At 61.1% G+C, this 12,872-nt stretch carries 12 protein-coding genes; 3 read left to right on the forward strand and 9 right to left on the reverse strand.

What is annotated here, in order from left to right; translation table 11 throughout:
* Positions 1-27: 27 nt before the first annotated feature.
* The 5 genes from FH041_RS21735 to FH041_RS21755 all read right to left on the reverse strand — a co-directional run bounded on the left by FH041_RS21735 (position 28) and on the right by FH041_RS21755 (position 5,103).
* Complete coding sequence (locus FH041_RS21735) at positions 28-1,191, reverse strand: type III PLP-dependent enzyme (RefSeq protein WP_023533340.1); 1,164 nt, start codon at positions 1,189-1,191, stop codon at positions 28-30.
* 469 nt (positions 1,192-1,660) lie between these two features.
* Positions 1,661-2,818 carry a betaine/proline/choline family ABC transporter ATP-binding protein gene (locus FH041_RS21740; protein ID WP_027913700.1) on the reverse strand — a complete coding sequence of 386 codons (1,158 nt, stop codon included), beginning with the start codon at positions 2,816-2,818 and terminating at the stop codon, positions 1,661-1,663.
* On the reverse strand, positions 2,815-3,468 hold the full coding sequence (locus FH041_RS21745; protein ID WP_027913701.1) for an ABC transporter permease: 654 nt from the start codon (positions 3,466-3,468) through the stop codon (positions 2,815-2,817). Before FH041_RS21745 ends, FH041_RS21740 begins: the two co-directional genes overlap by 4 nt.
* Positions 3,465-4,376, reverse strand: a complete 912-nt coding sequence (locus FH041_RS21750) for a glycine betaine ABC transporter substrate-binding protein (protein ID WP_027913702.1) — start codon at positions 4,374-4,376, stop codon at positions 3,465-3,467. The genes FH041_RS21745 and FH041_RS21750 overlap by 4 nt, the downstream gene beginning before the upstream one ends.
* A gap of 13 nt (positions 4,377-4,389) precedes the next feature.
* Complete coding sequence (locus tag FH041_RS21755; protein ID WP_027913703.1) at positions 4,390-5,103, reverse strand: ABC transporter permease; 714 nt, start codon at positions 5,101-5,103, stop codon at positions 4,390-4,392.
* 360 nt (positions 5,104-5,463) lie between these two features.
* On the opposite strand from FH041_RS21755, the gene FH041_RS21760 reads away from it, so the two are divergent.
* On the forward strand, positions 5,464-6,039 hold the full coding sequence (locus FH041_RS21760) for a hypothetical protein (RefSeq protein WP_140175059.1): 576 nt from the start codon (positions 5,464-5,466) through the stop codon (positions 6,037-6,039).
* Positions 6,040-6,131: 92 nt separating this feature from the next.
* Positions 6,132-7,715, forward strand: coding sequence for a peptide chain release factor 3 (locus FH041_RS21765; protein ID WP_028687037.1), 1,584 nt, complete (start codon positions 6,132-6,134; stop codon positions 7,713-7,715).
* Positions 7,716-7,824: 109 nt separating this feature from the next.
* Here the strand turns inward: FH041_RS21765 and FH041_RS21770 are convergent, their stop codons facing one another.
* The 4 genes from FH041_RS21770 to FH041_RS21785 form a co-directional block, all read right to left on the reverse strand.
* Complete coding sequence (locus FH041_RS21770; protein WP_027913706.1) at positions 7,825-8,904, reverse strand: polyamine ABC transporter substrate-binding protein; 1,080 nt, start codon at positions 8,902-8,904, stop codon at positions 7,825-7,827.
* 51 nt (positions 8,905-8,955) lie between these two features.
* The gene (locus FH041_RS21775; RefSeq protein ID WP_028687039.1) at positions 8,956-9,297 is read right to left on the reverse strand and encodes a cupin domain-containing protein; all 342 of its coding nucleotides are present in this window, start codon (positions 9,295-9,297) and stop codon (positions 8,956-8,958) included.
* Positions 9,298-9,325: 28 nt separating this feature from the next.
* Complete coding sequence (locus FH041_RS21780) at positions 9,326-10,732, reverse strand: FAD-binding oxidoreductase (RefSeq protein WP_140175061.1); 1,407 nt, start codon at positions 10,730-10,732, stop codon at positions 9,326-9,328.
* A gap of 63 nt (positions 10,733-10,795) precedes the next feature.
* Positions 10,796-11,596 (reverse strand): AraC family transcriptional regulator, encoded by an 801-nt coding sequence (locus FH041_RS21785; RefSeq protein WP_027913709.1) that lies wholly within the window; start codon positions 11,594-11,596, stop codon positions 10,796-10,798.
* Positions 11,597-11,806: 210 nt separating this feature from the next.
* Here FH041_RS21785 and FH041_RS21790 point away from each other — a divergent pair, with 210 nt between their 5' ends.
* Positions 11,807-12,706, forward strand: coding sequence for a hypothetical protein (locus tag FH041_RS21790; protein WP_027913710.1), 900 nt, complete (start codon positions 11,807-11,809; stop codon positions 12,704-12,706).
* Positions 12,707-12,872: the final 166 nt, after the last annotated feature.

Here is a 12,872-nt window from a genome sequence, read left to right on the forward strand (position 1 = left end):
AACGGGGCCTTTGGGCCCCGTCATGGATTACAGGTAGAAGGCTTTGAGCGGCGGGAACCCATTGAACTCCACCGCGCTGTAGCTGGTGGTATAGGCACCGGTCGACAGCCAGTACAGGCGATCGCCAATGGCCAGGTTCAGCGGCAGACCATACTTGTAGTGCTCGTACATGATGTCGGCGCTGTCACAGGTAGGCCCGGCGATGACCACTTCCTCGGTTTCGCCCTTTTTCTCGGTCCAGATCGGGAACTTGATGGACTCGTCCATGGTTTCGATCAGGCCCGAGAACTTGCCGACGTCGGTGTAGATCCAGCGCTCGACGGCCGTGCGCGACTTGCGTGCCACCAACACCACTTCGCTAACCAGGATGCCGGCGTTGGCAATCAGCGAACGGCCCGGCTCCAGGATGATTTCCGGCAAGTCGTCACCGAAGTCTTCCTTGAGGAAGCGAATGATCTCTTCGGCATAGGTTTCCAAGCTGTTGGTGCGGGTAATGTAGTTGGCCGGGAAGCCGCCGCCCATGTTGATCAGCTTCAGTTCGATGCCGTCTTCTTCCTTGAGCCGTTCGAAGATCACCTTCACCTTGGCGATGGCGGCGTCCCACACGCTGATGTCGCGCTGTTGCGAGCCCACGTGGAAGGAGATGCCATAGGGCACCAGGCCCAGGTCGCGGGCGAGGATCAACAGGTCCATGGCCATGTCGGTCTGGCAACCGAACTTGCGCGACAGCGGCCAGTCAGCGGTGGTGGAGCCTTCGGTCAGGATACGCACGTACACTTTCGAGCCTGGAGCGGCCTTGGCGATGTTGCGCAGGTCTGCCTCGGAGTCGGTGGCGTACAGGCGCACGCCCTTCTCGTAGAAGTAGCGAATGTCCTTGGATTTCTTGATGGTGTTGCCGTAGCTGATGCGGTCGGCGCTGACACCCTGGTTCATCACTTTGTCCAGCTCGTAGATGGAGGCGATGTCGAAGTTCGAGCCCTTGTCCTTGAGCAGGTCGATGATCTCGACGGCTGGATTGGCCTTGACGGCGTAGTACACCTTGGCGAATTCGAACCCGGCGCGCAGGTCGTCATAAGCCTTGCTGATCATCTGGGTATCGATGAGTACGAACGGCGTTTCCTGTTTGTCGGCAAACGCCTTCATTTTCTGGAAGGTGTCGCGTGCGAAATAGTCTTCGACCTGGATCGACATGCTCAGGGACTCCATGGGCAAACTGAAAATTTAAGTGGCTGCAAACTGAACGTCCTCCGTATCCCCACTTTGGTTCGCCTACTCAGTACTTGAGCCGGATGGATCGTTTCCAGCATGGACGTTCGGCGCGCACTTTAGGGCGTGAACTCGGCAGAATCAACAGGCAATCCCTGATGAATCGGCGATGATCGAGCTGCCACGCCTGGGATAAACGACCCATGTGAGCGGCTGATGTTCCCCGGTGCGCTTCAGACGTAAAGAATTGTGGAATAGCCCTGAGCAGGGGGCTTAAACCCAAGCCCCTCTGCATGGGCACGACGTGCTTTTGGAGCTCATCGAGAGGTGCGAAAGGTAGGCTCGGGTGTTCATATTTATGGCCACCCGAGCCTGGTACGGGCGTTCAGAAAACGGCCCGTGAATTTTTTGTTCCGTCCGCCCTCGTCACGTCTTTTTTTGCGATGAGAGGCTTTTAGGACGTCACCATCTCGGCGGGCGAGACGATGGTGGATTTCGCTCCGCGCGAGCGGCCCGAACTCAGGTAGGCTGCAATCGACTCCTGGGTGACCTCGCCCAGGAACACCTGCTCGGCGTCCAGTACTGGGAGCCAGGCGCGGTTGAACTCGTACATGCGCGACAACAAGATACGCAGGTTCTCATCGTGCGCCGCCGTGGCGTTGAACGGCCGTAGGAAGTCGGCGCACGTGCCTTGCTGGCGGTGCATGTCGCGTCGGCGCACATAGCCAAGCGCCTTGTTCGCGGCATCGGTCACCACCACGTAGCGGCGATCATGTTCATCCAGCAGCTCCAGCGCATCATGCACTGGGGTCTGCGGGCTCACCGCCGGGGCATTGTCAGCTGCATCTTCGGCACGTACCAGCAGCAGCCGCTTCAGGGTGCTGTCCTGGCCGACGAAGTTGCTTACGAAGTCATCGGCCGGGTGCGCCAGCAAGGTGTCCGGGTGATCCAGCTGCAACAGCTTGCCCGCACGGAAGATGGCAATCTTGTCGCCCAGCTTGATGGCCTCGTCGATGTCATGGCTGACCATGATCACGGTCTTGTTCAAGGCCCGCTGCATCTCGAAGAATTCGTTCTGGATCATCTCCCGGTTGATGGGGTCCACGGCGCCGAACGGTTCGTCCATCAACAGCACCGGGGCGTCGGCTGCCAAGGCGCGGATCACCCCGATCCGCTGCTGCTGACCCCCGGAGAGTTCCCGGGGGTAGCGCTGCAGGTACTGCTTGGGTTCGAGCTTGATCATGTGCATCAGCTCCCGGGCGCGCTCGGCGCAGCGCTGCTTGTCCCACCCGAGCAGGCGAGGGACGACGGTGATGTTCTCCTCGATGGTCATGTTCGGGAACAGGCCGATCTGCTGGATCACATAGCCGATGTGACGACGCAGGCTGACCTCGTCCAGCCCGCTGGTGTCTTCGCCATTGATGAACACCTGCCCCGAGGTGGGTGTGATCAGGCGGTTGATCATCTTCAGGGTGGTGCTCTTGCCGCACCCTGACGGGCCCAGGAACACGCAGATTTCGCCTTCATTGACCGTGAGGCTGACCGCGTCCACGGCCTTGACGTCCTTGCCGTTGACGTTGAAGGTCTTGCTGAGGTTTTTCAGTTCGATCATGAGCGCATTCCTTCTGGAGTCAGGGCACGTTGCAGGGTTTGCAGAAGCAGGTCGGCGATGATCGCCAGCAGGCTGACCAGCACGGCGCCGACCAGCAGCATCGACATGTCGCTGCGGCTGATGGAGGTGAGGATGAGGACGCCCAGGCCACCGGCTCCGATGGTGGCGGCGATGGTCATTACGCCGATGTTCATCACCACGGCCGTACGCACGCCGGCGAGAATCACCGGTACCGCGATGGGCAACTCGACCATGCGCAGGCGTTGGCCGAAGGTCATGCCAATGCCCCGGGCAGCCTCGCGAATACCGGGCTCGACGTTGGTCAGCGCCAAGTAGGTGTTGCGCAGGATCGGCAGCAGGGAATAGAGAAACACCGCTGTGATGGCAGGCAGCGGGCCCAGGCCCTGGCCGAACGTGGAGTAAAACGGCAACAGCAGCCCGAACAGGGCGATCGACGGGATGGTCAGCAGTACCGTGGCGCTGGCCTGCACGGGCCCGGCCAGGAACGGGAAGCGGGTCATGACGATGCCCAGCGGCACCCCGATCAGGATGGCCAGGCCCACGGCCACGCCCACCAACATGATGTGCTGCCAGGTCAGCTGCAGCACCAGGGCCCAGTCCAGGTGCGCGAAAGTGTCGAGCAATGTCATGGCGTCACCTCCTTCAAGGGATGTTCTCGCAGGAAGTCGGCCGCGACCGAGGAGGGGCTTTGATGCTGCACATCGACCTTGGCGTTGAGCTGGCGCATGGTCTCGTCGTCCAATTGCTCGGCCAGAGGCGCGAGCAGGCTGGCCAACTGCGGGTGAGCGTCGAGTACGGCCTTGCGCACCACTGGGCCTGCCGTGTAATCCGGGAAGTAGTGCTTGTCGTCTTCGAGCAGCTTGAGCTTGAACGCGTTGAGCCGGCCATCGGTGGTGTACACCAGGCCTGCGAACACCTGGGCATTGCGCAGCGCGGTGTAGACCAGGCCTGCATCCATCTGGCGGATGTTGGCGCGCCCCAGCTGCATGCCATACCGCGCCTGCAGGCCATCCAGGCCGTCGGGCCGGTTGGCGAACTCGGTGTCCAGCGCAACCACGTGCTTGCGCGCCTGCTCGTCCATCAACACCTGGTTCAACTGGCTGATGGTGTTGACCTGTGGGTAGGCTTTGGCCACTTCGCTAGGCAAAGCCAATGCATAGGTGTTGCTGAACTTGGAAGGCTTGAGCCAGACCAGTCCCTTTTCGGCGTCCAGAGCCTTGACCCTGGCATAGGTGGCCGCCGCGCTGGGCATGCGTTCTTCGACATGGTTGTAGGACACCAGCGAGACCCCGGTGTATTCCCACATCAGGTCAAGCTGCCCGGTTTCCTGCGCCTGACGTGCCAGGCTGCTGCCAAGGCCGCCAGTGACGCGCACATCGAAGCCATGGGCGCGCAGGTATTGGGCAGTAATTTCGGCGAGCACGGTCTGTTCGGTGAATACCCGGGCGCCGATACGGATCAACGGTTTGTCTGCCGCCTGGGCAAAACCTGCCGACAGCAGGACCGCGCCCAGGAGCAAGGCGATTGCGTTCTTCATGGTTTTCCTCGGGTTATTGGGCCAGGCCACGTTCCAGCCAGCGCTTGCTGGCGAACGTCACCAGTGCGTCCAGCAGCAATGCCAGCAGTGCCGTGCAAGCGGCGCCCAGCAAAAGCTGGGGCTGGTTGTTCAGGGCGATGCCGGGGAAGATCAGGCTGCCCAGGCTGTTGGCACCGATCAGGAAGGCGAGCGGGGCGGTGCCCACGTTCAGTGCCAGCGCCACACGCACGCCGCCGACGATGATGGGCACGGCGTTGGGCAGCTCGACCTGCCATAACTGCTGGCGCGGCGTCATGCCGATGCCGGTAGCGGCTTCCTTGAGCGAGGCGGGAACGTTTTTCAGCCCTTCGTAGGTGTTGCGCACGATGGGCAGGAGGGAGGCGAGGAACAGGGCGAAAATGGCAGGCCCTGCGCCGATGCCTAGCACGCTCAGGGCGATGGCCAGTACGGCCAAGGGAGGGATGGTGTTGCCAATGTTGAAGAACTGCATGAACCGCTCGGCTTTGTCGACCCTGTGCGGTCGACTCAAGGCAATGCCGGCGGGGATGCCCACGGCCAATGCCGCCGCCATCGAAGCCAGCACCAGAACCAGGTGCGCTTGCAGGTAGAATGTCAGATCGTCGCGGTAGCGCGCGATCGTGTCGAGGCCGATCCAATGGACCAGCAGGGCCAGGATGACGAGCACGGCGGCCCATCCCAACAGCCCTTTTCCGTAGCGTGTCGCCACAGGTGGACTCCTTCTTGTCGTCGGCGAGCACACTTCTTCTTGGCCAGCCCTCGAGGGCAGCGGTGGTGTGTTCGCGAGTAGCAGCATGATGCCGTTGAAGCTGAGCGTTCATGCAATGAGTCGAGCCCCGTCGGGCATCGAAGATGCTGATGAATCCAGCCCTGAGTCGAGGTGCAATTCAGGGCAATGGACGTCTCCTAAGGCACCAAGGTTCCCATCTGGGGAAGCATTTGGCCAGCCCTGCGCAGCTCGCAAGTCATTGTTTCCAGGTGCTCATTACGCTCATAGGCCTCTTCAATACTGGGCTGTAGCGAACTGGAAAAAAGTCGTTTTTGTTCAATCTTGCACAGGTCCCATGCCATGCTGAATTACAGTTATGACCGATCGTTCATCGCCCAGGTACGTTGTCTGTCCCTGGACGCGCCGGGGTATCTGGACTGCGCTAAATTGGTCGAGCGCGGCCAACAGGCCGCACGCGCCGCCGATGACTGGATGATCGTCACCTCTCTGGTGACAAAGTCGCCACACATGTTCATGTTCCGTTGCCTGTTCGACGCCGCGATTGGCCGTCCTTACTACGACATCCAGTCTTGGAGCCGAAAGACGGGGCGGGACTTTCAGTCTGCCAATTGCCACCTCGACTGCAGCAACAATGGCTACGCCGGCCTCTATGCCGCACCTCCCGGCGAGCAAACATTGTGGAAGTTCATGCAGATGGACGAGGGTGGCGAGTGGCGGAGCATGACATCCATCGTCGAACCAGGGCAGACGATTCGTGGCCGTATCCATACCCGCTCGAACATACCGCTTCAGGCCTATCGCAAGGAAACGGTGGCAGGTCACTGGTTTGCCTATGTGGTCAATGAGGATGGACAGCCCATGGACCTGGAACTGGACATTCTGCATGTCGGCCAGGAGCTCATGGACGATCATTGAGGCGGGCCAGCGCGTGGCGGCAGGTTTTGGCCTGACGCCAGAGTTCAGGTATGATATCGCCCCTTTCAAATCCCCCAGTCAGGCGATTTCCCATGACCAACCAGGCCGCCGAAGTCGCGAAGCGCCGCACTTTCGCAATCATTTCCCACCCCGACGCCGGTAAGACCACCATCACCGAGAAGCTGTTGCTGATGGGCAAGGCCATCTCCGTCGCCGGCACCGTGAAGTCGCGCAAGTCCGACCGCCACGCCACCTCCGACTGGATGGAAATGGAGAAGCAGCGCGGCATCTCCATCACCACTTCGGTGATGCAGTTCCCGTACCGAGAGCACATGATCAACCTGCTCGACACCCCCGGGCACGAAGACTTCTCCGAAGACACCTATCGCACCCTCACCGCGGTGGACTCGGCGCTGATGGTGCTCGACGGCGGTAAAGGTGTAGAGCCGCGTACCATTGCCCTGATGGACGTATGCCGCCTGCGCGACACGCCCATCGTCAGCTTCATCAACAAGCTCGACCGCGACATTCGCGACCCGATCGAACTGCTCGACGAAATCGAAGCCGTTCTGAAGATCAAGGCCGCACCGATTACCTGGCCTATCGGGTGTTACCGTGACTTCAAGGGCGTGTACCACCTGACCGGTGACTACATCATCGTCTACACGCCCGGCCACGGCCACGAGCGCACCGAAGCCAAGATCATTCGCAATCTGGACTCGGACGAAGCCCGCGCCCACCTGGGCGACCAGTACGACGCGTTCGTCGAGCAGCTGGAGCTGGTGCAGGGCGCTTGCCACGAGTTCGACCAGGACGAATTCATCAACGGTCAACTGACCCCTGTGTTCTTCGGTACCGCACTGGGCAACTTCGGTGTCGACCACGTGCTCGATGCCGTCGTCGACTGGGCTCCGCGCCCGCTGGGCCGTGTTGCCCACGAGCGTACCGTCGAGCCCGTGGAAGAGAAATTCACCGGCTTCGTGTTCAAGATCCAGGCGAACATGGACCCGAAACACCGGGACCGTATCGCCTTCATGCGCATCTGCTCGGGCAAGTACGAAAAGGGCATGAAAATGCGCCACGTGCGGCTGAACAAGGACCTTCGCATCGGCGATGCGCTGACCTTCTTCTCGTCCGAGCGTGAGCAGCTCGAAGAAGCCTACGCCGGCGACATCATCGGTTTGCACAACCACGGCACCATCCAGATCGGTGACACCTTCACCGAAGGCGAGGCGCTGGGCTTTACCGGCATCCCGCACTTCGCCCCGGAACTGTTCCGCCGCGTGCGCCTGAAAGACCCGCTGAAATCGAAGCAGTTGCGTCAGGGCCTGCAGCAACTGGCCGAAGAAGGTGCTACCCAGGTGTTCTTCCCCGAGCGCAGCAACGACATCATCCTCGGTGCGGTCGGTGTGCTGCAGTTCGACGTGGTTGCCAGCCGCCTGAAGGAAGAATACAAGGTCGAGTGTGCTTACGAGCCCATCACCGTGTGGTCGGCGCGCTGGATCGCCTGCGACGACAAGAAGAAGCTGGAGGAATTCCAGAACAAGGCCATGGAGAACCTGGCCATCGATGGTGGCGGGCACCTGACCTACTTGGCGCCCACCCGGGTCAACCTGTCGCTGATGGAAGAGCGCTGGCCTGACGTCAAGTTCCGCGCCACGCGCGAGCACCACTGAGCGTAAAAGGCCCGGCCGCTTCGCTGGCCGGGCCCTTGCGCGAGCAGGGCGGCCCGACGTTCGCCTCGCTCACCTCAACCATTTCCTGCCACTTTCGCAGGCGCAGGCATCAGTTGCCCGCCTTCACACTGGTCCAGATACGCGTCCTGATGCGGTCTATCTTGGCCGGCATCGCTTCTAGCGCGTACAACTTGCCCATCACCGCTTCGCTCGGATAGATCATGGTGTTGGCCTTGAGCGCCGGGTCAACCAGCGCATCGGCTTGCAGGTTGGCGTTGGCGTATTGCACATGATTGCTGATGGCGGCCATTACCTGCGGCTCCAGCAGGTAGTTCATGTAGGCATACCCGGCCTTTTCATCCGGCGCATCGGCGGGCATGGCCACCATGTCGAACCACATCGGCGCCCCCTCCTTGGGTATCGAGTAGCCGACCTTGACCCCGTTGTGGGCCTCCTCGGCGCGGTTCTTTGCCTGGAGCACGTCCCCCGAGAACCCGACCACCACGCAGACGTCGCCATTGGCCAGGTCCGCCGTGTACTTGGATGAATGGAAATAGCTGATGTACGGCCGCACCTGCATCAGCAGCGCCTTGGCCTTGTCGTAGTCGGCCGGGTTCTGGCTATGGTGGGGCAGCCCCAGGTAATGCAAGGCGATGGGTAGCAACTCGGGGCCATTGTCCAGCACCGCCACGCCACAACCTTTGAGCTTGCTCATGTACTGCGGCTTGAAGATCAGGTCCCAGGAGTCGACCGGCGCGTCGTCGCCCAATACGGCTTTGACCTTGTCGATGTTGTAGCCGATGCCCGTGCTGCCCCAGAGGTACGGGAACCCGTACTGGTTGCCTGGGTCATTGCCCTCCAGGGCCTTGAGCAGCACTGGGTTGAGGTTCTTCCAGTTGGGCAACTGCGACTTGTCCAGGCGCTTGAGGGCTTTGCCCTGGATTTGCCGGGCCATGAAATGGTTGGAGGGAAACACCACGTCGTAGCCGGAATTGCCGGTCATCAACTTGCCATCGAGGGTCTCGTTGCTGTCATAGACGTCGTAGGTGGGCACGATGCCGGTGGCTTGCTGGAACTGCTTCAAGGTGTCGGGCGCGATGTAACTGGACCAGTTGTAGATCTTGACGGTTTCTGCCGCGCTGGCCACGCTGGCGGCCAGCATCAAGGGGGCGATGATAAGCGTGCGCATATCGGGTTACCTTGCTTTGTGTGTTGTTATCGAAGGCAGGCGATCAGCGGATCAGAAGATAAGTACGTAGGTCTTGCGCACGGTTTCCTGGATATCCCAGGTGCCAGTGCTGTTGGCCGGTAGCATCAATGCGTCTCCGGCTTCTATGACCAGGGGCTCGCCATCGTCAGGGGTGAAGGTGCAGCGCCCCTTGATGAAGTGGCAGAACTCCTGTTGCGTGATTTGCCGTCGCCAGCGCCCTGGGGTGCATTCCCAGATTCCCGTCTCCACGCCATCGCTGCGTTGCACGCTCGTGGTCGATGTCACCGCCACGGGTTGGCCGAGCGGTACGGCGACAGGGCTGCTGGACTGCAAAACGGCGCTGTCTGCCCGTTTGAACTGAGTGATGCTCATGAAAGGTCGGTCCTGTTTGGGTGAAGAATCAGTGCATGAAACCTTCCATGAAATCTGCCAGCTTGCTGGCCAGTTGCCGTCTCCATGGCGGTGTCGCGGGGTTGGCCAGGGTACGGTCCTCGTGGACGAAACTCTGGATGATGGCGTTGTACCCCAGCCAGCGGCTGGGCTCCGGGGGCCAGCTGGCCAGGCTCGATAGCGGCCTGTTGTCATGTACCCAAGGCTGCCCGGTGAGTGCGTTCTGCTGATTCAGGATAAGTGCAGCCAGGGTGCGACCACCCAGGTTGGTCGCGCCTACGCCTTCACCGCCGTAGCCACCGGCCAACGCGATACCCCGCTGGCGGTCGCACAGCATGTGCGGCTGGAAGCGCCGCGCCATACCCAGGTTGCCACCCCACGAATGGGTGATGCGTACATGGCGCAGTTGGGGAAACAGCTCGCTGAACAGGTAGCGACGCAGCTCGATTTCATGGGCCTGGAGGTTGAAGTCCTCACGCAACCTGCCACCGAAGCGGTAGCCACCTCGGGCACCGAACACCAGCCGATCATCGGCAGTGCGCTGACCATAGGTCACCTGTCGGCTGCCCTCGCTGAAGGCTTGTCCCTGGTCGAGGCCGATCTGCGCCCAAATGGCCTCAGGCAAAGGCTCGGTAGCGACCATCAGGCTCTGAACCGGCAACTGGTGTTTGCCCAACGGCGGCAAGCTGGCGGCATAGCCTTCCACCGCCGGGACGATCCAGTTGCACCGCAGGCGTGCCAACGGGGTGGTCACTTCGCCAGGTTTCCAGTCCAGCGCCGGTGTGTTTTCGTAGATCGGCACCCCCAGGGCCTCGACTGCGCTGGCCAGGCCACGGACGAGCTTGGCCGGCTGAATCGTGGCCGTGTGCGGGCTGTAGATAGCCCCATAGGCATTGCTTACGCGCAACTGGCCCTGCAGTTGCGCTGGACGCAGCCAGTGGTAATCGTCCTCGGTCATGCCCAGGTTGTACAAGTGATCCAGGTAGGCACGCAGGCTTCGCTCCTGCTCGGGATAACGGGCTGCGCAGTACAACACGCCGCCCTTGCGGTAGTCGCAATCGAGCTGTTCGCGGTGCAACACGCGCTGTACTTCGTCTGGAATGTCATGCAGCAGCTCGATGCTGGCGCGGCGCTGAACCGGCGACAGGCTGGCCAACAGGCGATCTTCACCCAGCAAATTGCCCATCAACCACCCGCCGTTGCGCCCCGAGGCGCCAAACCCTGCGATGTTGGCCTCGATTACCACGACATTGAGGTGCGGTGCCTGGCGCTTGAGGTAGTAAGCGGTCCACAGGCCTGTGTAGCCAGCGCCGATGATGCAGACGTCGGCCTCGACATTTTCACGCAGGGCAGGGCGCGCACACAGCGGCTCTTGCAGCTGGTCCATCCACAAGCTGAGTGTACGCAGAGGCTGCATGGGCCGGGCTCCACAAGCGATCAGGTGATGGAGCGATGCTAGTGGCCAACGCCAGCGGTTGTCTTACGTGCGTGCACGCGAGGAAATCTGTTTTAGATAGGCCTTTGGCGTCAGCCCGGTATGCTCGCGGAAGCATTTGTAGAACGCGGACAGCGAGTTGAAACCGGCGTTGAACGCCAGGTCATCGATGGACGTCTGGCCGCTGTCATTCGCCAGGATCGTCATCAGGTGCTGAAGGCGGGCTTGGTTGACGTAGCGGTAAAAACGCTGACCCAGCACCTGGTTCAGCAAGTAGGAAATCTGATTGCGGCTGTAACCGCTGGCCTGGGCGACCTGTTGCAAACTCAAGTCAGGATCCAGGTACGGACGATGTCGCTGGAAGTAGTGCTCAAGGTCTTGCGCCATGGTAGACAACTGGCGCGGGGACAGCCCAAGCCGGCTGGTGGCGGGCCGTGAGGTGCGACTGGTGCTGCTTGCGCTGTGCTGACGCACGAGTGTGGCGTATTCATTGACCTGCCAGATCAGACCGTCCTTGACCGTGATCGCCTCGCTGGACTGGAACGCCACCAGGCCGTCCCCGCCCTGCACGGTGACTTGGTACTGAATATACGCCGTGCAGCCATCGACGCGGATACGGTCGCTGTGCACGATGTCCTCGCCGGCGGCATGGGGCAGGCAGGCGCCCACGTACGTACGCAGCTCGGCATGGCCCAGCACACGGTTCTGAAAGAAGTCGTGGTATTGAATGTCGGGGTGGTACAGCGCCATCACGCCATCGAGATCACGATGCTTCCAGCACAGGTGGTAGCGCATCACGGTGTCGGCGGTAATCGGTGTCTGGGACGGGCCATCGGGCAGGGTCATGGACGGATCATGCCCTTTCCCTGGCGTGGCGACAAGAATGCAGAACACCTGACGCTACAGGTCGATTCGCGCATTTTGCACGGTCAATAATTAACCTGTTTTTGTAAGTTGTTGATTTCAAAGGGCGTGATTTTTTACGGCAACTGGCACAGCCGCTGCAACGTTTAATGCGCGAATGGACTTCTCGCTAACAACACAGGCGACCACATCATGATCTCATCTGCCGACTATCCCGTTGTCGATACACAAAGCCGCTCAGGTGTTTCCTGGGCAGCAATCTTTGCTGGCGCAGCCGGTGCTGCTGCCATCTCCCTCCTTCTGGTGGTACTCGGTGCAGGGCTCGGCTTTGCCGCGACCTCGCCGTGGGCAGATGAAGGGGCCAGTGCGAAAGCCCTGGGCATCTCTACCATTGTCTGGTTGCTGCTGACCCAGATCATCGCTTCGGGCATGGGCGGCTACATTGCCGGCCGTCTGCGCGTGAAATGGGCCAATCTGCACGGCGACGAAGTGTATTTCCGCGACACTGCACACGGCTTCCTGTCGTGGGCCGTGGCTACCCTGGTAACGGCCATGCTGGTACTGGGCACAGCCGGCAACATCGTGGGCGCTGGTGCCAGTGCAGCCACTCAAGCGGCCGGCATGACCGCCGCTGCCGGTGGCGCTGCCGCTTCCAATGCCTCGGATGAGTCCCTGGACTACTTCGTCGACGGCCTGTTCCGTGGCGAGGGCCCGGCGCCTGTCAGCGATGATGCGGCCAACGGTGTTGCCGCTCGCATCCTGGCCAAAGGCTTTGCCGGTGACGGCGCCCTGGCACCTGAAGACCGTGCCTACCTGGCGCAGCTGGTTGCCCAGCGCACCCGCCTTTCCCAACCGGAAGCCGAAGCTCGCGTCGATCAGGTCATGGCTCAGGTTCAGCAACTGAAAACCGATGCCAAGCAGGCTGCAGACACCGCTGCCAAAGTGGCTGCCTGGACTGCCCTGTGGACCTTCGTGGCCCTGCTGTGCGGCGCCTTCTTCGCCAGCCTGGCCGCGCTGTACGGTGGTCGTCGTCGCGACCAGGTTCAGTGGCTCGAAGGCGACTACGTCGCTCACCGCACCATTCAACGCTAAGTAAGGAGAACGAAAATGCGCTCGATATTGCTATGGATGCTGGGTGTACCGATTCCAGTCATCATTCTGATTGCACTGTTCATGCACTGACGAAAAGGGCCGCTTAGCGGCCCTTTTCGTTTATGTCTCATTTGTCGGTCTGCTGCCTTGCGTCGCTTCTGATGGT

The organism is Pseudomonas sp. SWI7 (assembly GCF_006351945.1).
GTDB lineage: Bacteria > Pseudomonadota > Gammaproteobacteria > Pseudomonadales > Pseudomonadaceae > Aquipseudomonas > Aquipseudomonas fulva.

Excerpts from the sequence above, each read along its gene's own strand:
- FH041_RS21760 (WP_140175059.1), top strand. The coding sequence starts at position 5,464 with ATGCTGAATTACAGTTATGACCGATCGTTCATCGCCCAGGTACGTTGT.
- FH041_RS21745 (WP_027913701.1), bottom strand. The coding sequence starts at position 3,468 with ATGACATTGCTCGACACTTTCGCGCACCTGGACTGGGCCCTGGTGCTG.
- FH041_RS21790 (WP_027913710.1), top strand. The coding sequence starts at position 11,807 with ATGATCTCATCTGCCGACTATCCCGTTGTCGATACACAAAGCCGCTCA.
- FH041_RS21740 (WP_027913700.1), bottom strand. The coding sequence starts at position 2,818 with ATGATCGAACTGAAAAACCTCAGCAAGACCTTCAACGTCAACGGCAAG.
- FH041_RS21735 (WP_023533340.1), bottom strand. The coding sequence starts at position 1,191 with ATGTCGATCCAGGTCGAAGACTATTTCGCACGCGACACCTTCCAGAAA.
- FH041_RS21780 (WP_140175061.1), bottom strand. The coding sequence starts at position 10,732 with ATGCAGCCTCTGCGTACACTCAGCTTGTGGATGGACCAGCTGCAAGAG.
- FH041_RS21785 (WP_027913709.1), bottom strand. The coding sequence starts at position 11,596 with ATGACCCTGCCCGATGGCCCGTCCCAGACACCGATTACCGCCGACACC.
- FH041_RS21750 (WP_027913702.1), bottom strand. The coding sequence starts at position 4,376 with ATGAAGAACGCAATCGCCTTGCTCCTGGGCGCGGTCCTGCTGTCGGCA.
- FH041_RS21775 (WP_028687039.1), bottom strand. The coding sequence starts at position 9,297 with ATGAGCATCACTCAGTTCAAACGGGCAGACAGCGCCGTTTTGCAGTCC.
- FH041_RS21770 (WP_027913706.1), bottom strand. The coding sequence starts at position 8,904 with ATGCGCACGCTTATCATCGCCCCCTTGATGCTGGCCGCCAGCGTGGCC.
- FH041_RS21765 (WP_028687037.1), top strand. The coding sequence starts at position 6,132 with ATGACCAACCAGGCCGCCGAAGTCGCGAAGCGCCGCACTTTCGCAATC.